Source organism: Paenibacillus sp. 01T443, from assembly GCF_056398325.1.
On record NZ_JBFTPE010000008.1, the window covers coordinates 336,664 to 355,263 of the forward strand.

The 18,600-nt window shown below is 44.1% G+C and carries 17 protein-coding genes and 3 tRNA genes; 3 read left to right on the forward strand and 17 right to left on the reverse strand.

Annotated features, from left to right (window positions below; all coding sequences use genetic code 11):
* Positions 1–14: 14 nt before the first annotated feature.
* The 5 genes from AC1DLI_RS15435 to AC1DLI_RS15455 all read right to left on the reverse strand — a co-directional run bounded on the left by AC1DLI_RS15435 (position 15) and on the right by AC1DLI_RS15455 (position 6,363).
* Complete coding sequence (locus tag AC1DLI_RS15435; protein WP_477603988.1) at positions 15–917, reverse strand: ABC transporter permease; 903 nt, start codon at positions 915–917, stop codon at positions 15–17.
* Between the two features lie 87 nt (positions 918–1,004).
* Positions 1,005–2,630: an extracellular solute-binding protein gene (locus AC1DLI_RS15440; protein WP_477603990.1), complete on the reverse strand. Its 1,626-nt coding sequence runs from the start codon at positions 2,628–2,630 to the stop codon at positions 1,005–1,007.
* Between the two features lie 216 nt (positions 2,631–2,846).
* Positions 2,847–5,099 (reverse strand): helix-turn-helix domain-containing protein, encoded by a 2,253-nt coding sequence (locus tag AC1DLI_RS15445; RefSeq protein ID WP_477603992.1) that lies wholly within the window; start codon positions 5,097–5,099, stop codon positions 2,847–2,849.
* Positions 5,100–5,324: 225 nt separating this feature from the next.
* A complete protein-coding gene (locus AC1DLI_RS15450) occupies positions 5,325–5,822 on the reverse strand; it encodes a hypothetical protein (protein ID WP_477603994.1) in 498 nt (165 codons plus the stop codon).
* A gap of 145 nt (positions 5,823–5,967) precedes the next feature.
* Complete coding sequence (locus AC1DLI_RS15455) at positions 5,968–6,363, reverse strand: RDD family protein (protein ID WP_477603996.1); 396 nt, start codon at positions 6,361–6,363, stop codon at positions 5,968–5,970.
* 195 nt (positions 6,364–6,558) lie between these two features.
* Between AC1DLI_RS15455 and AC1DLI_RS15460 the strand changes: the two genes are divergently transcribed.
* Entirely contained in the window at positions 6,559–7,074 is a 516-nt protein-coding gene (locus AC1DLI_RS15460; protein WP_477603998.1) for a hypothetical protein, read from the forward strand.
* An 82-nt stretch (positions 7,075–7,156) separates the two neighbouring features.
* Here the strand turns inward: AC1DLI_RS15460 and AC1DLI_RS15465 are convergent, their stop codons facing one another.
* A complete protein-coding gene (locus AC1DLI_RS15465) occupies positions 7,157–7,432 on the reverse strand; it encodes a hypothetical protein (RefSeq protein ID WP_308994722.1) in 276 nt (91 codons plus the stop codon).
* A gap of 190 nt (positions 7,433–7,622) precedes the next feature.
* On the opposite strand from AC1DLI_RS15465, the gene AC1DLI_RS15470 reads away from it, so the two are divergent.
* Positions 7,623–7,802, forward strand: a complete 180-nt coding sequence (locus AC1DLI_RS15470) for an H-type small acid-soluble spore protein (protein ID WP_308994739.1) — start codon at positions 7,623–7,625, stop codon at positions 7,800–7,802.
* Positions 7,803–7,924: 122 nt separating this feature from the next.
* Here the strand turns inward: AC1DLI_RS15470 and AC1DLI_RS15475 are convergent, their stop codons facing one another.
* The 8 genes from AC1DLI_RS15475 to AC1DLI_RS15510 form a co-directional block, all read right to left on the reverse strand.
* Positions 7,925–10,042 (reverse strand): right-handed parallel beta-helix repeat-containing protein, encoded by a 2,118-nt coding sequence (locus AC1DLI_RS15475; RefSeq protein ID WP_477604001.1) that lies wholly within the window; start codon positions 10,040–10,042, stop codon positions 7,925–7,927.
* Between the two features lie 359 nt (positions 10,043–10,401).
* A complete protein-coding gene (locus AC1DLI_RS15480) occupies positions 10,402–10,665 on the reverse strand; it encodes a hypothetical protein (RefSeq protein WP_477604003.1) in 264 nt (87 codons plus the stop codon).
* A 162-nt stretch (positions 10,666–10,827) separates the two neighbouring features.
* Entirely contained in the window at positions 10,828–11,031 is a 204-nt protein-coding gene (locus AC1DLI_RS15485) for a hypothetical protein (protein WP_477604005.1), read from the reverse strand.
* Between the two features lie 41 nt (positions 11,032–11,072).
* Positions 11,073–11,279, reverse strand: coding sequence for a YolD-like family protein (locus AC1DLI_RS15490; protein WP_477604007.1), 207 nt, complete (start codon positions 11,277–11,279; stop codon positions 11,073–11,075).
* Positions 11,280–11,865: 586 nt separating this feature from the next.
* Positions 11,866–11,951 (reverse strand) — tRNA-Leu (locus AC1DLI_RS15495).
* A 21-nt stretch (positions 11,952–11,972) separates the two neighbouring features.
* A tRNA-Ile gene (locus tag AC1DLI_RS15500) sits at positions 11,973–12,049 on the reverse strand.
* Positions 12,050–12,086: 37 nt separating this feature from the next.
* A tRNA-Met gene (locus tag AC1DLI_RS15505) sits at positions 12,087–12,163 on the reverse strand.
* Between the two features lie 108 nt (positions 12,164–12,271).
* The gene (locus AC1DLI_RS15510; RefSeq protein ID WP_309000395.1) at positions 12,272–12,436 is read right to left on the reverse strand and encodes a hypothetical protein; all 165 of its coding nucleotides are present in this window, start codon (positions 12,434–12,436) and stop codon (positions 12,272–12,274) included.
* A gap of 236 nt (positions 12,437–12,672) precedes the next feature.
* Here AC1DLI_RS15510 and AC1DLI_RS15515 point away from each other — a divergent pair, with 236 nt between their 5' ends.
* The gene (locus tag AC1DLI_RS15515; RefSeq protein ID WP_477604009.1) at positions 12,673–13,185 is read left to right on the forward strand and encodes a 2'-5' RNA ligase family protein; all 513 of its coding nucleotides are present in this window, start codon (positions 12,673–12,675) and stop codon (positions 13,183–13,185) included.
* A gap of 64 nt (positions 13,186–13,249) precedes the next feature.
* On the opposite strand, the gene AC1DLI_RS15520 is transcribed toward AC1DLI_RS15515, so the two are convergent.
* The 3 genes from AC1DLI_RS15520 to AC1DLI_RS15530 are packed head-to-tail and all read right to left on the reverse strand — an operon-like array spanning position 13,250 to position 18,599.
* Positions 13,250–14,773 carry an ABC transporter substrate-binding protein gene (locus AC1DLI_RS15520; RefSeq protein WP_477604011.1) on the reverse strand — a complete coding sequence of 508 codons (1,524 nt, stop codon included), beginning with the start codon at positions 14,771–14,773 and terminating at the stop codon, positions 13,250–13,252.
* A gap of 5 nt (positions 14,774–14,778) precedes the next feature.
* Complete coding sequence (locus AC1DLI_RS15525; RefSeq protein ID WP_477605025.1) at positions 14,779–15,669, reverse strand: ABC transporter ATP-binding protein; 891 nt, start codon at positions 15,667–15,669, stop codon at positions 14,779–14,781.
* Positions 15,670–15,677: 8 nt separating this feature from the next.
* A complete protein-coding gene (locus tag AC1DLI_RS15530) occupies positions 15,678–18,599 on the reverse strand; it encodes an ABC transporter permease (protein ID WP_477604013.1) in 2,922 nt (973 codons plus the stop codon).
* Position 18,600 lies beyond the last annotated feature (1 nt).

Sequence of the window (18,600 nt, forward strand, 5' to 3'; positions counted from 1 at the left end):
TCATTGCGTCAGGTTTATAGGATGCTCTCATCAGTCAGCTTCTTGGAAATGTAATTTGCCCCAAGCACGAATACGAGGCCAACGACGGCTTGGAATAACCCAATGACCGTTGCCAGCGTATATTGACCGGACTGAAGTCCGATGCGATAGACGAAAGTACTTAGCACATCCGCATACTCGCGAACCGCTAAATTGCCAATGACATAGGGTCTTTCAAAGCCAATGGATATCATATGCCCAAGATTGATGATCAGCAGCACGATGATGGTTGGCTTTAGGCCGGGCAGAGTAATATGCCAAATTCTCTTTAGCCTTCCCGCTCCATCAATGCCGGCAGCTTCAAAGAGCTCCTTATTAATGCCGGTAAGCGCGGCCAAATAGATGATCGTTCCCCAGCCTGCGCTTTGCCACACGCCAACCAGGAGATAAGTAATGAGCCAATCGTTTTTATCCGTCAGAAACGGAACAGCGTCAAATCCAATCGAAGTCAGCAAGTTATTGATCATGCCTGACTGTGTGCCAAATACCTGATAAACGATACCGCCAATAATTACCCAAGAGATAAAATGGGGAATGTATAGTATCGTTTGCGACAGCTTCTTAAACCAAGCCGTCTTCAATTCGTACAGCATAATCGCTAATATGAGCGGTGCCGGGAAGGATACGAGCAGATCAAGAAAATTGAGCATAAGCGTATTGCGAAGCGTGGTATAGAAATCACTCATACCGAATACTTCCTTGAAAGCTTCCAATCCGATCCATTCGCTGCCGTTTATGCCTTGAAAAAAGTTGAAATCCTTAAATGCAATCTGTATGCCGTACATGGGACCGTATTTAAAAATGATGAAATACGTCAGCGGCAATACAAGCAGCGCATACAGCTGCCAATATCTGCGGAAATAGACGGTCATGCTCACAGCGGTTGCCTCCTCTAATGAAGTTGAAGCCTGCGAGGGAACAAGGCCAGGCCCCGCTCCCACCGCAAATCCCAACTTACATGCGCTTTATTTGGATTTCATCTCTTTGTAAACAGCGATCCGTTCATCCAAAATAGCTTGACCGCCGCTAGCCATATAATCCTTCAGCATCGAATCAAAAGTGCTCTCGAATTGCTCGGGTTTCGCCATGGTCGTTTTTACGATAATTTCGTTGAACTTGTCGAGCAGTGTTGTTGCATATTTGGTTTGTGCTTCAATCGGCCGATCCATTATCACGAGTGGGATCGTATCCGTATTGGCAATTTCTTGGGCAACCGCAACCTGCTCTTGGAACTGCTTCGGCATTGCCAGCGCTCTCGCCTTCAGATTTTTCTCCATGCTGCCAAGCTGCTTGCCGTTTGAAATAATGCCCATATCGCCAGAGTTATACATCCGGTTTAACGCTTCTTCGGTCGGATTTTCCATTGCAACAGGAATTCCATCTACCAGCGTGTAGTTCTCGTTTTCGATTCCGTTTTGGATTTGGAACAGATTATCGCCCGATGTCATCCAATCCAAGTATTTAATAGCCTCTACTGCCCGTTCGCTTGACTTTGGAATCATAATATAAAGCCCATTCGGCGCATATTTTGGCTTGGCATGCTTGCCTTCTTCATTTGTGTATACGTCAACGGCGGCAATTTCAGCGCCTGGCACGTTTTTTTGCAGCAAGTCATACGATCCATTCTCATAATAAATGTTTACGTCATCTTCACTGAAAAATCCGATTTTGCCTGTCGAGATATCCTCGCCTAATTTTTTCTTGTCTTTATCCAGCCCAAAATCTTTGTTTATCAGCCCCTCATTGTAAAGCTTGTTCATGAACTGAAGTGCGTCTTTAAATCCTGGAAGCAGCACGGGATAATCATTGGAGCCAAGCTGCTGCGTAAGCGTATATTGCTCTTCTTCAGTCATGCTCTTAATAAACGACCAAAGCAGCGGTTCATACTGTGCCGATGCGATTGTCATACCCAGCGGAATGACTTGTCCTCCGGTTTGCCCGGGATCCTTCTCTTTAAATGCCTTCAAGGTTTCATACAGCTCGTCAGTTGTCTTCGGAACCGGCATGCCCAGCTTATCCAGCCAGTCCTGGCGAATAAAAGAAGCATATTTGCCGATGTTTGAACGTTTCGCCGGAATCGCGAACTGCGTTCCTTCAAACTTGCCGTAACTGAGTACTTCATCTCCTAAGAAAGCTTTTAAATTGGGTCCATACTCATCAAGCAGCGGACCAAGATCGGTTAAACCGCCTTGTTTTGCATAACGGTTGAAAGTGTTCGGATCATACGTGAAGACGATATCTGGCACGCTGCTGCCGCTTGCCATCAAAACATTCAGCTTTTCAACTTCCTCTGAACGCGGCACTGGAACGTATTCCAGCTTTACGTTGTTCGGCGCCCCAAACTTTTCTTGAATCCATTTTGTCCAATAATTATCAGTAATAGTGGAGCCTGCTGGTGAATTGCCTCGATCGAATACTTCAACCTTTAGTGTAACTGTCTTTGCCGGAGCTCCGCTTCCGTTCTTGCTCTCTGCTGCATTTGGCTCGGATTTAGATGAACACGCGCTGAACAACAAAGCGCAAACTACCATAAAAGCAAGCATTGATGTTTTTGAAGCAATGAACCGTTTTTTCATTATGTTTCTAGTCATCGTTCCAACCCCTTCTTCGTATCGAGTGGTATTCGAATCAGGTTGCATGACCTTTTTAGACAACGTTTACATTCCGTTCATGCAACCCGTATCGGAATGACCACAGTATGGCATGCCAATCGTTCAAGCTGCAATAAACTAGTTTCTTATCGATAAACCCCGTTGTTTTTTACCATATTGTGGATGATTCAACCATACTCGTATACTAAACTATTTTCAAAAAGTCCCGGTTTGATTGGGTTTTCCCGGCTTTAGCTTCAATCTTCTGTAGTCGCCGGGCGTTACTCCGATCACCCGCTTAAATACCCTGCCGAACGTAATTGAGTTGGCATAACCAACCTGAAGCGCGATGCTTTGTACCGAATCCTCGGTTTCGGCAAGCAACCCCTCCGCATGCTCCATGCGCAGCTGCACGATGAAGTCCACGAATTTCATATTAAACTCCTCTTTAAACAGATAGCTCGCATATTTGGCCGAGATATGAAAACGATCGCTCAAATGCTTTAAAGACAAATCCGGGTTCGCGAAATTTTCTTCGATATAGGCCTTCATTTCAGTGATCATCGCATGATGGTTTTTGGTCTCGCAAAAAGCAACGTAGTGATGATACATCTCGGTTAAATACGCAAGAAACAAACTGCGCAGATCTGTTAGCGACTGCGTATCATCCACCGTTTGCTTCCATTGCTCGGCTTTTTCCCCTTTAAAATACGCTTGCAATTCCTCTGAAATGCTCCCTAGCTCGCTGCCCAGCATATCCATCATCGTTTGCAGCAGCATTCTTATATCTTCATCCTTCAAGCAATCGGTTTCCAATGATTCGAATATTTGCTCCAAATGCTCACGCCACTCACCCGTCGAAAGCCGGAACTCCCTTACTAAATCCGCTGCTTGCTGAATATACTTATACGATTTTTTCCCTGCGTTCCTTGGCAAATCATCACTCATAATGACAGCTTCCTTGCTGAGCGACAATTTATGAAGCATAGCATTTACGGCTGATTTGTAGGATATGCCGATAGTTGCCCAGCCCTTCAGGACAGGCCCGATACCGAATAATAAGGAAATGCGGAGATTTTCAGACACCCATTCGCTTCCTTTTTCGGCAAATTGACGGATGTGCTCCTTTGCAGCTTGCATGTCTTTGACGGTAGCAATAATGATTCCCATCCGGCTTTCTCCGATCCATTCTGCCCAGGCAAACATTCCTTCATCCCGGGCAAGCTCCTGCAATACGTTAGACAACGCAAATTTTAACGTATGCTGGTCTCTTTCCGAAAAACCGCTGCGGAAATTCCCGTAGTGTCCAATCTCCACCATGATAAAAGCAAACTGCTCCAGCTTTATTCCCACAGGCAGAAGCTTTAGCTTCAACAGTCGATCCTCCACATTTGCAGACTCTTCACCTTGAACAAGATCATAAAACAGCTGCTTCCTGCCGGCCAGTAAGTGATCATTCTGCTCTTTTTCGTAATCGTCTCTTTGTTGAATTAAATTTTCCAGCGTACGGTCAATGAGAGTCAGCTCATCCATTTTCAAACCGAGCCCGTCATTGCGAAGCTGGATCGATTCGATCCGGTTCATCATCACACGGATAGGTTTATAATTTTTGCGAGTAATATACAAGATATAAACGATAGCGAATACAACCGTCAGCACGCCGATGATAACCCAGACGTAAGAAATGACAGAAACCCATAAAAAGAGCTGTCCCGCTGCGATACCGCTTTCGAAAGTCCAGCCAAGCATTTCTAATTCAACCTTGTTGAGAACCTTTCCGTCTTCTTCCTCTGCATTCATCGTCGAAAAGAGCATTTGGCCAGCCTTATCGCGAATATGTAGAAACGTGACGGAATCATTTTTCATCGATTGGATCATTCTTTCAACCGCATACATATCTACATTGATGACAACAAGTCCTTCCGTTCCAAACGGGAGCGGCTCTCTCTTGTACATTGAAATGACCTTTTTATCGTTCTCCATGCTTAGCTCATGATAAGGACGAATGGGTGACCAGCCCTGATAGGAGACGTTGGCGAGCGCATCCTCGAGAAATTCTCTATCCGCAAAATCATCCCACGGCACGAGACCGCTGAGTGTCAACACCTGCTTGTCCTCTATGCGGTAAACATATATCGAGTCAATGAGGCTGTCATTTGCAATCAGACCGCGCATGCTGTCTACCACCTCGAAAATAACCTCATGATTTGCGGTTGTCCGCTCTATATTCAAAAAATTGCGGTATTGATCGTTCTTTTCCACTTCTTCAAGCACATCCGTCTCAATCCCTTTTAAAGAACGAGATAATGTATCCATGATATAACCGGTTGAAATACGGTCAGCCTTTACCGTTTCATTATGAGAGATTTCATTTACCATGAGGAAAGATAAAAACGTCAGCATCGTTATCGTAAATAAGAAAATAGGGAAATAAGAAAGCAGCATTCGGCGGTACCAACTCTTTTTCATAACCATCACTCCTCTTCTAGACAAACCGGAAAGCTAGCAAGCATTTTAATACAATGGAATTGATCTTTATCCTCACAAAAGTAAGGTAAGCGCTTTCTCTACTTATTCTAAAAGATTCATACCTGCAAAGCAATCCATGCCGAGCTATTATTCCGCACAAAAAAAGACCCGAATGAAAGACACTTGTTGCTTGCGTCTTCCATTCGGGCCTTCGTTTATATATCGCTATTCGCCTCCGGCTTGCTTGTCAAACCAGTTATAGAAATACTGGTTGATATATTGGCCGGCAAGCAGGAACGGGAGTGTGTCATCTTCATTAAATGACTCTTTGCCTTTAATATTGAAATATAACCAAAGCGCCAGTCCTTCCGCGAACGCGCCGGTATGATAATCCGTTCCATTCAGCAATTTGGATATGGCGGACATACAATCCTCAAACGCCGCTTCACCTGATGGATGAAGCGCTTGGAGCTTTATTTTCAGATAGGAATAAATATAAGGAAACTCCTTGCTCCCCGCTAATGCTGAGCTGAAAAGCGCTGTCGAGACAGCAGCGGTCATAATACCCGACTTCCATTGCTCTGCATGTTCTTTCAAGGAAACATCCTCCCGGAATCGTTCAAGAAGATCATTATACAGCGTATCCTTTAAGGAAAAAATCTCCGCATATAAACGACGTGAGTTTTGCTTCAGTGAAGTCTCTCCGTTCTTGTGCTCGATCATGTAATCCCCGCTTTCCTATGTCTTCGGCAACGTAACACCTCTTCTAGTTTACTTCAAACAAATTATAGAATGCAAAAATAGATTTAACAAGGCAACAAAAAAAGCTCGCTGCAAATTCATGCAGCAAGCTTTTTTAGAAGCATAGCTAATTCCCCGACACGACTTCCGTCCCTGCAATAAAATCATGAATCGCCCGTTTATCCTCACGCAGCCCAACCATAAACGCGCTGATGATAACCCCGATTCCAAGCGTTAAAGAATACACAAGCCCCCCTACGACATTTCGCAGCAGCATTGTGCCGATCCCTGGACTTGAGCCGTCGAGCTTCCGAATTTGAATGCCGCAAATCCTCTTGCCGATCGTATAACCGTTCCAAAAAACCGGAAGCAGCAGCGTATAGAGGAAGGAGATAATATCCGTGAAATACTCCCTTCCGTCAAGTCCGCCCGTAATCAGCAAAGAAATAATAAACAGCGGGACACCGACAATTAATCCGTCCAACAAGGAAGCGCCTAACCGGATCCAGAAGCCAGCATTCATACGTGCAACTCCTCCTGTAACTAATCAAATTGATGATCACCAACAAGGCATTCACTCATCAAATAAGGTATATGTTAGCTTCATCCGGATGATTACCTTGCCATCGTATCTTATTTAATTGATATGGAAATCCTCTTATAAGGCGCAACGAAAAACGCATGACGCTTACTATGAATAAAGGAGGCAAATTTGCTAGTGGATTCCACCAAGGACCTATTAATTAAAAAAGCTTTTGCCAATCCAAGATTACGGCAAAATATTGTTAACAAAGGCATCATCTACCTCTATTGCGACTACTCTGGGTTCGTTGCTCAAAACAATTATGCCGTAGCATGCTGCTTTGTTTACAACGGAAATATAAAGGTTACCGCTAAAAGGCTCGAAATTGAAAGTGAACGAGGCTCGAATTACGGAGAATTACTCGCTATCCTTTACAGCCTGGAAATGCTATCAGATGCATTAATAGAGCATCAGCCAAAACTCGCTTACATTTACACGGATTTTAGCCGCATCGAACAAGTCTTATCGAGTCATTACTTCTCAAATAAGCATTATGAACAAGTAAGAAATGAAATTGTAGCATGTATAAACCATTTACAACGGATGTATCCTTTGGTGAACGTGAAAATAAAATACATAGGTAAACATAAACATAATAACTCGCTGCACCGAATGGCCCATAATGCTTCCAGGCTTGCCGCGATGGAGTAAGAAAATATGGTTGAGCATACGAGAATAAAATAGAGCCAACGGAACAATCCGAAGGCTCTTTGATCTGTATAAGCTTTGTTTTTTATTGAAGAGGATTGTTTTGAAGAGCCATTGCTGCATCTTGAGCCTGCTGCAGCTTTTGTTGAGCTTGCTGGACGTCCTGATGCTCCCGTTTGACCTGTTGTTGCGCTTGCAATACTTGTTGCGTTTCCGCTTGCAGCAGTTGTTCCGCTTCTAATAATTCTTGATTTTCTTCTTGCAGCTTCTGATGTGCAATTTGAACCTCTAACTGCGCTTGTTGTAATTTTTGATTCTCCTGAAGATCCGCAGCGATCTGCTGTAGATTTCGATTTACCATTAAGTATGCCTCCCATCATTAGTGTTAATGTCCTGAATTGACCAATAATTATGGTGCTCTAAATCATGCTTTTCTATGCTGTAACTTTCATTTCTCATGACGAGTTACATTTAGGAAGCAACCTTATGCAGGAATAAAATAACTAACTGATTGCRATACTACTTAAGATCAAAAAATGAAGGAGACTATGATGAATAAACAACGAGCAATTGAAATTTCCGAATCACCGATAATGGAAAATGTGACTTATCAAGGTACTCCGGTATATATTCAGCATGTGAATGAAAATGATACCGCGAGGATATATCCCCTTGGTCAATCCGATCAAGAGATTACGGTTTCGTTAGAAAGCCTGATTGAGAACTTCTAATCAAGCTAGGTAGCTCCAAAGCAATGAAAATCCGCTTGCCTGCATCCCAGACCTTTTTTCGCACAGTCGCCGTTAACAAAAAAATAACCAAACCACCTATATAGCGGTGGTTTGGTTATTTTTTAATTCAGGAGCAACTTGTTGTTTTTATTACTATCATTACCTTTTAAATCTAGCTTCGCGTTGTATAAGGTGTTGTTTTCAATGACGTATGGTGCGCTGTCTGTGCCCGCGTTGGATGTGTGGATGCCGCTTACAGCTAAATTGGTTTGGAACGTATTCTCTTTTACAACGACATTGAAGATTTTTGTAAGTTTAGGATAGCCGTAAGGCCCAAACTTCATAAAAGGGGTAGATGCCGTAGATAATTGATTTGCGGTAAATGTGTTGTTCAAAAAGCTTATTTTATCCGTTCCCAACACATAAACAGCCGCAGCGTATCCGATTTTATCTGTCAGAACAAAATTCGAGTTTTGTACGATAACCTCCATTTTATCCCCGTACAAATTTTCGACGTTCAATAAACTGTTTTTTCCTGTGATATCACAATCATCAAGTGAATATTTGCCGGAACGACTAATGGATAGGCCTGCTGTATCCAGTGTACAATTATAATATTTCCCTGAAGTCAATAACGTCTTTTGTTTGCCGTCATTGTCAATGACTAAGTTTTCGTATATGTTTTCATCTGATCCATAACCGAAAATGATGGTGTTCGCTGCGCTGGCGCCTGTGATCGTTACGTTTTTAAGATGAGCGGTTTTTTTTCCTAGGTACAGCGCTCCCTCCTTATTTGTTCCGCTGAGGGTGATATTGATATTGGTTGCTTTTGTACCTGCTTTTTCGCCTAAAGTTAGACTCGTGTCGATTAATGTTGCGTTATCGAACTCAATATTTCCTCCGAGCAATTTTACTTGCGCGTTTTTAAACGTATTGCCTGTGGCTTTGATATTTTGAGGCAGCAAGGTGAGTCCAGAACCATCGAATTTATTGTTATTGACGGTCGATCTCTGATAATCTTCGTGAATATGAACGCCAACATGGCCAGGCACATCACCACGTATAAACGTGTTGTCTTCAATTATCGCTCCCTCTCCGTATGCCAGTACAATTTGAATTTTGTTGGCATTAAACTCATTTCCTTTGATAAGGTGGTTGATGGCTGGGAAGAATCCTGGTTCGATGTCAATGCCTGACATTGGGGCAGTCCCGCGCGTGTGATGGATCTTATTGTTTAAAATTTGGACTTCTTCGCCCCCAGCTGTAATTCCCTGTCTGCGATTATAACCAATATCATTATTTTGAATGATAATATTTCTGCTGTTATCAATCGTCATTCGGTTCACATTTACATTTTTAACTGAAGATGCATTGAAGACCACTCGAAAATAATCAGCGCCTTCTGGAATGTTAGAGCCGATGAAGTACGCTTTGCGTTCTTTATCACATGAAATAAAGCTGTTATTCGATCGGTAATAACAAATGTCATAACTGTCGGATGTGAGACCTTTAGGAAGCCACATATGGACATTGCGGTGTGTTTTGTAGGCTTTGTTGTCAAAATTCGTTTGTGTTCTTCCTACGGAGCGAATCTTGCCTTTAGCAGGTATGGGCTTACCATTTTCATCTAAACTACCTTGCTCTAGAAATGGCGTTGTTATGTAAGATCCTGCGATGGTGACACCGCCAATGGCGATACCGTCTCCCGTCATTTTTTCAATTTTCATATTCTCGACAATGACATTTTCGGCGCCAGAGATATTAATGCCATATCCCCATTCGTGAGTACCTCCTGTATAGAGTCCTTTTTTAGAGTAATCATGTGTATCGCGATCTCCTCGCAATGTGCCTCCTCTTACAATGGCGTTCTTGACATCAGAACCCATGTAGATCACATCATATATTTCCAAACTATTCTTTTCTTTTTGGAAAATTGCGTTTTTATCCAACTCTAAAACCATATTGCTTACCATATTGATACGTTTCCCCGCAGCGATTAAATAGGTGCCGCTTGGGACTTTAAATGTCGTTTTCCCGTTTGTTTTTGCCCACTGCAAAGCGTTGTTCAGTCCTGTTGTCGTTTCCATGGAATGGGTTCCATCATTGTAAATTTTCCACTTTTTGAGTTCCAGGTTGTATACGCTTGATTCGCTTGCAAAGGCAGAATGTAAACTAAAAGCTTGTGCAGTCAAAAAAACAGCGAAAAATAACACGATAAAATTAAATTTAATGCTAATCACCCCTCTCTATAAGGATTATACTTTTCTGTGAAATTGTCAATATTTTTATTCATATACTTATTATGTATATTCGATTTAGAATTCGCTCCTGCTCATCCTTCAATTCGAGGCAGTTTTTTTTATTTTGCCTTGGCATCTGTTTTTACGCGCGGTTCGTGGCAATCAGGCAATCATGCTCATATATGTATCAATAATAATCCCTAAAAGGTGGTAATCATCACTTGTGGAACTGGAGACCGGATTTGAGTCTGTTTGCTCCTCTACCTTTCATTTTAATACTTCTATATTACTGAAAACAAAAAGCCTTTCTCTAGTGAGAAGGCTCTTTTTATTACCTTTGAATTCAACAATTCAAATAGTCATTTAGGAACAATTGTTAGCATTGACTGACTCTCAAGACGTGAAACCTCATCTGTTAATGCACTATGTATGGATTTACGCATCTGATATTCTTCAATTATGTGTTTCTTCATTTCAAATCCATCAGGTATCAGAGGCAACACATATTCATATTCCCTTAGAGTATTTTCGAATTTCACTATATCTTCTCTAATCATCTCAATATTTCCTCTGATTTGTATCAGTTTCCTATCTTTTAACTGACCAAAAAACGTGACACTCATATTACGACCTCCATATATTTATGTGGATATAAGTATGTCACTTTTTATTTAGCATTATACAAAATAAAAAACCAATGGATAGTTTCCAAATGAAAATTGATCTAATATTTTCGGTAAGGTTTCTCACCGGTTCAGCTCCTTCAGGCATGTAAAAAGCCACTTTTAAGAGTGACCGGATTTTTTTTCGTCAAACTTCCCTTTATACAAATCGTCCAATAAATGAGTGAGCATAACCTTCTTTGCAACCCACATCAGAATCATTCCGCTATCGATGCTTTTCGCTTCATCATAGCCATCAATCTTCAATCGAAGTTGCTCAGCGTTAAACTCAAGATGTTCGATTAGTTTCTGACGATCAATCCTCAAATTGGACACCTTCGATGTCTTTGATTTAGAACCATTCTCCATCAATCATAATACGACCTTTTAACTGATCTACGCTTCTCAACGGCCTTTGAGATACTCTCCCATTCCTGTTCATCAAGATGAATTCGTGATCGTTTCTTTTGTTGGTATGCATGTTCATTTATGCTCACAATATGCTCCGGCAGCATCATACGACTTGATTCCCATAAACTGTTTGCTACTAACTTCTTTCTCATCGAATACACCATCCTTGTAGATTGGTGTATTTATTATATGCAAACACTTGTTCTATTATCAATAATGACTTGATGGAAACAAAATTAATAAAACCGACTTCCCCCCTAGTTCAGAAGGAAATCGGCTTTATTGATGTTATTTAATTACCTGTCTTTTGCGCGTCTACAGCTCCTTCATCTCTCTTGGCTGAAACACACTCATAGATTGAACCTGCATTAACATCAATTAAACGTTTAATTCCTCTCTTCTCCAACATACTAACGAGCATTATAAGAACATCCCTGTAGCAAGTCAGTGTAAGTCCAAATAAATTACGAATAAGACAACTTCTAATTAAATCTAGCTGTTGCCGCATTAAATCTTCAAATTCAATTGGATTGTTTACAACATCTTAACTAGTTACCGCTATCGTGTTCTTTCGTCAGACTGGATAGAGCTTTTCGGACAAAGAAAAAAGCACCTCTTCGCGATTCATTCGTTTTTCAACGAGTAAACTGCGTTTATGAGGTGCTGCTTCCTTTTACCATTCAATAAATTATTATTGAATGGTATTATGTACTTCGTGAAAACCATTGAAATCTCAAGGTTTTCGAGGTATGCCGAGGACGGGAATCGAACCCGTACGGTGGTCACCCACCGCAGGATTTTAAGTCCTGTGCGTCTGCCAGTTCCGCCACCCCGGCATGTTGTGAAGGTTTTGCTTATGGTGGGCCCTGAGGGACTCGAACCCCCGACCAATCGGTTATGAGCCGACCGCTCTAACCAACTGAGCTAAGGGCCCTCGAAAAACGTATATTTCAACGTATTCATCGAAAGGTTGGTTGCGGGGGCAGGATTTGAACCTGCGGCCTTCGGGTTATGAGCCCGACGAGCTACCGGGCTGCTCCACCCCGCGACGTATATCCATTTGAGCAAAGCTTCTTGAAATGGCGACATAAAATAATATACTATATGAGCATGATTTAAGTCAAGCAAAATATTCTATTTTATTTTTTATTCTTTTTTAAGGAATAAATCTGACCCCGAACCGCCCCTTGCGCGACCGAAAAACTTCGACTTCACGGGGACTTTCGTAGCCGTGAACCCACCAGTCGTTTTCCATTCTTCTAACTAGGCACCCCGCTTGAAATTTCGTCTCGTATAGGCGAACCCAGTACACCCATCTCATGCGAATCCCTCCACTGTTTTATAGGATAAACAGCATGTCGCTGCCTCAATAAAGGTTGTAGCCATTAGGATACCCCAAACATGAGATAATACAAGTAAACATAACCATAAGCCTTTACAATCACATGAATCCCATTCGCCTCTCCTTAAGTTCAAAAATGATGAATTTTTCAACTTCTTAAATTTTATACAAATCGGGTATACTCAAATTAGGTCATTTTGAAGGAGCTGAAGACCATGTTATATGGTGTCGTCGTTTTTCCGGAAAAACATGTACAGGATTTCGCGAATAGCTGGCGAAGACGGCTTGATCCGCATTACTCAGCCATTCCTGCTCATCTAACGCTAAGAGAAGCTGAGGAGTGGTCGGATGACGAGCTGCAGGCAGCTGTGAACCATTTAGAGCAAATCACATCCGCGATGCCTGCGTTCTCCATTCAATTGAACCGGGTCTCTACCTTCTATCCGGTCAATCACGTGCTTTACCTTGCGCTTCAGGACACAGTCCCCATGCAGCAGCTCCATGATAAGGTTTGCAGCGGACCTATGACTATCGCAGAGCCTAAGTATGTATTCACGCCGCATGTCACTATTGGGCAAGAGCTCTCTGCAGATGAACTTCATGATGTATATGGCAACCTACGCATGCAGGTCATTGACCTATCTTCGAGAATAGATCGCGTACACTTGCTTTATCAGACCGATAACGGCTCCTGGACCGCCTATCAGTCGTTTCTTCTAAGAGGTTAGCCTTATAGTAGGAAAAAGCCCGCAAACGACGCTAGGATCGTTTGCGGGCTTTTTATTGTATTAGTTATCTTGGTACTGGCATAATGTCAATTGCGCCGCCACCGCCGTCTACGCCACCGTTAGGGTTCGTTTTCAAGCGTTCCAGCACAGCGTTACCGCGGGTTTCCCACTCGGCAAGCGCTTCTTTTGCTGTTTTCGTCTTTTTAATCACTTCTTGGAATAACTCGTTGCCTGGTTGCTGCGCTTCCCAAATACCTGGTTTCTCGCGGAATATTTTTTCGGAATCCGTGCTCGTTGGAGGAAGCGGCTTAAGGGAAGTAAAAGCGTCCATGTTGTATTGCAAGCCTCCGATTGGCGTCAAGAACTCCTTGCGGGCAACCATCTCGTACAAGCTTCTCGACTTCAGCTTAGCCCATTCCTTGCTGTTCGAAAATTTGATGAACTCCCATGCATCTTTATCATTTTGCGCTTTACTGTTAATACCCATCAATTGGCTCAGATAAATGTTGCCGCCGACCTCTGGATCGTTCGGATGAACCGGTACCGTAACAACGTCCCAATCAACAGGCTCGAAATCTTTAATTTTCGATGCGTTATCCGATGCTTTTTTGAGCTCATTGATATAGCCGTATTCTCCAATTGTCATGGCTACTTTGCCTTTGATAAACAGGTCGCCGTAGAATGGATCATTAACATTGCCGCCGTCAGCAGCTTGCTTCTCATAGATTTTGTTCATGTACTCCTGGGTAGGGATAATTTCTTCTTGGTAGAGAGAGGAAACAGTGTTCCAGACATTTTCCCACTGATCGCTGTTAACGAGCATTTTCTCGCCTTTGTCATCCCACATTTTCAATTGCAGAGCCTGGCTGTAAACCTGTGTGTCATTAAAGCCATCGGATGGCCAGCGGTTAAACGCAAAACCGAATTTGCGCTCTTCGCCCTCTCCTTTTGCTACTTGACGTGCAAGGTTAAGCACATCCGCCCACTGCATTTTATCTGTTGGAGGCGTTACGCCAGCATCAGCAAACAACTTTTTATTGTAATAAAGAGCAGAAGAGCTGAATGTAGGAGTTAATGCATAAAGATTGCCCTCACCTGCAGCCTTAATTCCGTCAATCACGGTCGGAACATAATCGCTGAGATCAAATTTATCCTGCTGCACTAAAGGATCCAGCGGCTGAAGCAAGTTGTCTTGCGTCATACGGCGCAGCATATTGTAATCAAGGACTACAACATCGACCGGATTTTGACCGTTTAGCATCTCCTTCATTTTCTCATAAGGATCCGGCTGAGTGACCGGCTTAGCTGGATCTGTCTGCTCAAAGCGTTGCTCATCATAATTGATTGCGCCTACGATTTCAAATTCAATGTTAGGATGAGACATTTCGTACATATCCGTGTATTGCTGACGGAAGTATGGCTCGTTATCCGATCCGCCGTATAGAACCCCAATCCGCAAAACCCGTTTTTCGGTAGACTCTTCTGAGCCGCTGCTGCATGCAGCAAGCAAACCGATAAGCAAAGCAAGCGTTAAGCTTACTAAAGTCAATTTGCGAAACCGAATTCCTGAAAACCGTTTGTTCTTCATCCGATTTAACCCCCCAATGATTTAGGCGGAGTGATTATGATCCGCTCGCCGTCAAACTCCATCGTTGCTTTGTCCTTAATGTTTAAAGCAGATAAATATTCCTTCGGTACTTGTAATCGTCCAACCCGATCTACTACGACATAGGCTTCATGCACAGATTGCAGTCCGCTGGAAACAGCCGGAAGCTCTGCCTCACCTCCATCAAGATTAATATTCGGATTACGTTTAATAAACTCCGTGCTCGTTAAACCGTCACGGATCGCAACCACTCGGTCAACCTTGCTCGCAAGCGTCAAATCATGCGTAACGATTACAATCGTAATTCCTATTTCGTGATTAAGCCTGCGGAAAATGCCCATTATTAAATCAGAGGTGGTTGTATCAACCGAGCCTGTCGGCTCATCCGCCAGCAGCAGCTTCGGGCGGTTCGACAGCGATATCGCAATGGCGACCCTTTGCTGCTCCCCGCCAGATAATTGATGGAGCTTATTGTGCATCCGCTCCTTAAGCCCAACCCACTCGAGCAGCTGTTTTGCATACTCGCGATCCACCTTGCCGGATAACATCATCGGCATCTCCACATTCTCCAGCGCGGAGAGGTAAGGAAGCAGGTTGCGGGCATTATTTTGCCAAATGAAACCTACCGTCTCTCGCTTGTATTGGACAAGATCCTCTTCGGTAATTTTAAGCAAATCCCAAGGACCTACGCGCACCTGGCCGGCAGATGGGCGGTCAAGACCGCCCAGCGTATTCAGAAGCGTCGATTTCCCGCTTCCGCTGTTGCCGATGATCGCCATCAACTCGCCTTCATTAACTTTTAAATTAAGTCCTTGCAGGGCGACGACTTCCAAATCATCGGTTTTGTAGATTTTGACTAAGCCTTCGCAATCGATCATCGCTGTTGTCATCGTTCCTCTCCCATCTTGACCGCTTGATGCACTCTCAGCCTACGAATATGCAGGAAGAGCAGCATGGCCCCGATCAGCATCATGACACCGACTACGACGAATAATTGATTCGTATCATTCGAATCGAAAATAACACGGAACGGAGGCACTGTTTCAGCAACATTTTCTGTCGTTTGCAGGAAAGGCAGGAAGAGTAAGCTGACTGCTTTTCCGATCAAAACGCCAAGCCCGATAGCTAGCCCCGCGGTGAACAGCTGCTCAAGCAGCAGCATTCCTGTAAGCTGTTTACGTGATAATCCCATCGCGCGGAGCACGCCGAATTGGACGACCCGACCCGATAGATTAAAGAACCAAAACAGCACATAGCCAGCAAGCGTAATGACTACCGAAACGAGGAAACCTAAACTCAAAATACCGAAAACTCCGCCTCGCGTAGGAAGCTTAGACTGGGAAATCAGTTCGCTTCTCACGTCTTTTACCGACGCAAGCTCGATGCCCGCCTTCTGAAGCTCAGTTACAATTGGGGCAACCTTGGCATCCGGCTTCATTTTGAGCCATACCTCGTATGGAATAAGCGGCAGCTGGTCATAAATATAATCCAAATTCGTTATAATAAATGGCGATTTATCCGGATATTGGCTGGGCCAATATGGCAAAATGCCGACTACCACAAAGTCAACCTTTCCTTCTGCGAAGCCGACAGAGATCGGATCGCCCAGCTTCAGCTGGTATTTCTCAGCTACTTTAGAAGGTATGAGTGCAGCATGTTCATACAGGCCTAGATTATTTAAATAGTAGTATGGATGTACAGGGTACAAATCGTTACGGAACCAGCCGACTTTAGCAAAATCAACATTATCGATCCCCATTACCGTACCTTGACCGATCGATTTGCCAGAGATAACGACGCTGCCCTTTGCCTGCAGCACGCGAGCTGCCGCTTCTACGCCTTCAAGGGAACGGAATAGCTCAAACGGAGGTTCACTGTACAAAATCTTAGTGGGCACGCTTTGACCGCCGCCACCGCCGGAACCTCCTCCTGATCCGCCGCCTGCGCCGCCTCCAGAACCGCCACCGCTTCCACCGCCGGATCCGCCGCCAGAGCCTCCGCCGCTTCCTCCTGATCCGCCGCCAGGAGTCGTTGTCACTTCAGCTGAGCCTTCCCATACCGTTTGAATGGTTACGTCAGCACCGTACTTATACAGCGTCCGCTCCGTCGAGTTCAAGTCAATGGTTCGAGCTGCCGATGCGTTATAAACACCTAGACCCAGCGTCAGCACTAACAGGATCATCAGTGGATAATAACCTTTGGAAGAGCGCGACAGCTGCGTCAACGTCAAGTAAAGCGGTACGGGCAAAAATTTTCGACCGAGCCATGTGAAGAGCTTCAACAGCCACGGAAACAGCCTCAAGAAAAATAAACCAAGCGCAAAAATCGATAGTGCCGGAACAAAGAACAAAAACGGTTGGACATTTAATTGATCCGTTGTCATACCGGTTTTGAATGTCAGCATCTGACGTTCATTAAACATGTACCAACCATACCCAGCAGCAGCGATCAATAGAACATCCAGGTACCAGCGCTGCCAGCCTGGCTTTCGGTCTGAGCGCGCCAGGTCCTGTTTGTAGCTTACGATTGACGATCTTGCGTAAATGATCGCTGGAATAATCGTAGCCAGCAGTGCGAGCAGTACGGCAGCGCCGCCTGCGATAATCGCTTCCGTCGAGAAACCAACCGGTATCGATTTCCGATTAACGAAGGAGAGGAAGCCGTTGGCGGAGCCAATGCTCTTCGCCATAAACCAGCCCATAAAGGGACCGCTCGCCAGAGCAATACCGCCAAGCAGCAGCCCTTCCAACAAATAAATCCAAATAATTTGCCGTGTGCCTGCCCCGCGGCTTCGTAGCACAGCAATGTCGCTACGCTGTTTATCCAGGGACTGACGGGCATTCATGGCAATGAAGAAAAACACCATAGCAAGCATTGGAGCGGCTAGCGTAAATAGCAGCGTCTGCAGCTGCAGGCTTTGCTTCTTAAATTCCGAAAGAGTGGACGCAAAGGAAATTTCTACTCTGGTGTCCTTAAGACGCTGATACAATTCAATATTTAATCGTTCAAGCGTCTTCCCAAGCGGTGTAAGTTGGCTCGTTTGAATTTCCGACAGATCAAAGGCGTAATACCAGCTGGCATTATGCAGAGGTATACCATTCTTAGCAAGCAATACCTTCTCAAAAGCCGCCTCGCTAATCTGGAATGTGCCGAGCAAGCTCTCCATTCCTTGATACCAGTATGAACTCGTATCCGTTAGCGGCTTAACAGCTCCGACGATTTTCACTCGTAAAGTGAGATCAAGACCGCCGTATATCGGATATTCAAACACGTCGCCGATATGTACATCATTACGATACATGGCTTCCTCGAACATGACTGCTTCGAGCAGCTCTCCGTCTCCTTCAGCGTTTACGAACCATCTCCCTTGGGTGAGCTCGGTGTTCGCTTCAAGACCAGACATCGTCATTATCGTCAGCTGACGATTTCTACCTGCATCGACCTTCGTTGGATCCTCAGGCACTACCTCTGAGCCCCGTATGGAGTAACTGTTGACATACGTATTGAAAGGGAAGTTAATCTCCTTCGGTACTCCTTCTGAGATATAACGCTCAAGCTCCGACAATGCTGATAAATCCGTTTTACCGCCAGCAGGTGATTGATACCTCATTAGCAGCGAGCCTGCCGGTAATCCAGCGCTCTTCTGCTGCAGCGATTCGGCAACGACTCTCTTGAGAGCTCCATCTGCGTACATCGGTATGCTCGTTGCAAACGCAACCGCCAGTGTCAGTCCCGCAAGCGTGCTTAAGGTTAGCCAGCGCGTGTTCCACATTTTGCGGAACAAAAAACGAAACAGCGGAATTCCCATT

Coding starts and splice junctions, on each gene's coding strand:
- AC1DLI_RS15480 (WP_477604003.1), bottom strand. CDS start 10,665: ATGAGTGTCACGTTTTTTGGTCAGTTAAAAGATAGGAAACTGATACAA.
- AC1DLI_RS15440 (WP_477603990.1), bottom strand. CDS start 2,630: ATGACTAGAAACATAATGAAAAAACGGTTCATTGCTTCAAAAACATCA.
- AC1DLI_RS15445 (WP_477603992.1), bottom strand. CDS start 5,099: ATGAAAAAGAGTTGGTACCGCCGAATGCTGCTTTCTTATTTCCCTATT.
- AC1DLI_RS15490 (WP_477604007.1), bottom strand. CDS start 11,279: ATGGTGTATTCGATGAGAAAGAAGTTAGTAGCAAACAGTTTATGGGAA.
- AC1DLI_RS15525 (WP_477605025.1), bottom strand. CDS start 15,669: ATGATCGATTGCGAAGGCTTAGTCAAAATCTACAAAACCGATGATTTG.
- AC1DLI_RS15530 (WP_477604013.1), bottom strand. CDS start 18,599: ATGGGAATTCCGCTGTTTCGTTTTTTGTTCCGCAAAATGTGGAACACG.
- AC1DLI_RS15470 (WP_308994739.1), top strand. CDS start 7,623: ATGAATAAACAACGAGCAATTGAAATTTCCGAATCACCGATAATGGAA.
- AC1DLI_RS15510 (WP_309000395.1), bottom strand. CDS start 12,436: ATGAGATGGGTGTACTGGGTTCGCCTATACGAGACGAAATTTCAAGCG.
- AC1DLI_RS15515 (WP_477604009.1), top strand. CDS start 12,673: ATGTTATATGGTGTCGTCGTTTTTCCGGAAAAACATGTACAGGATTTC.
- AC1DLI_RS15455 (WP_477603996.1), bottom strand. CDS start 6,363: ATGAATGCTGGCTTCTGGATCCGGTTAGGCGCTTCCTTGTTGGACGGA.
- AC1DLI_RS15520 (WP_477604011.1), bottom strand. CDS start 14,773: ATGAAGAACAAACGGTTTTCAGGAATTCGGTTTCGCAAATTGACTTTA.
- AC1DLI_RS15450 (WP_477603994.1), bottom strand. CDS start 5,822: ATGATCGAGCACAAGAACGGAGAGACTTCACTGAAGCAAAACTCACGT.
- AC1DLI_RS15465 (WP_308994722.1), bottom strand. CDS start 7,432: ATGGTAAATCGAAATCTACAGCAGATCGCTGCGGATCTTCAGGAGAAT.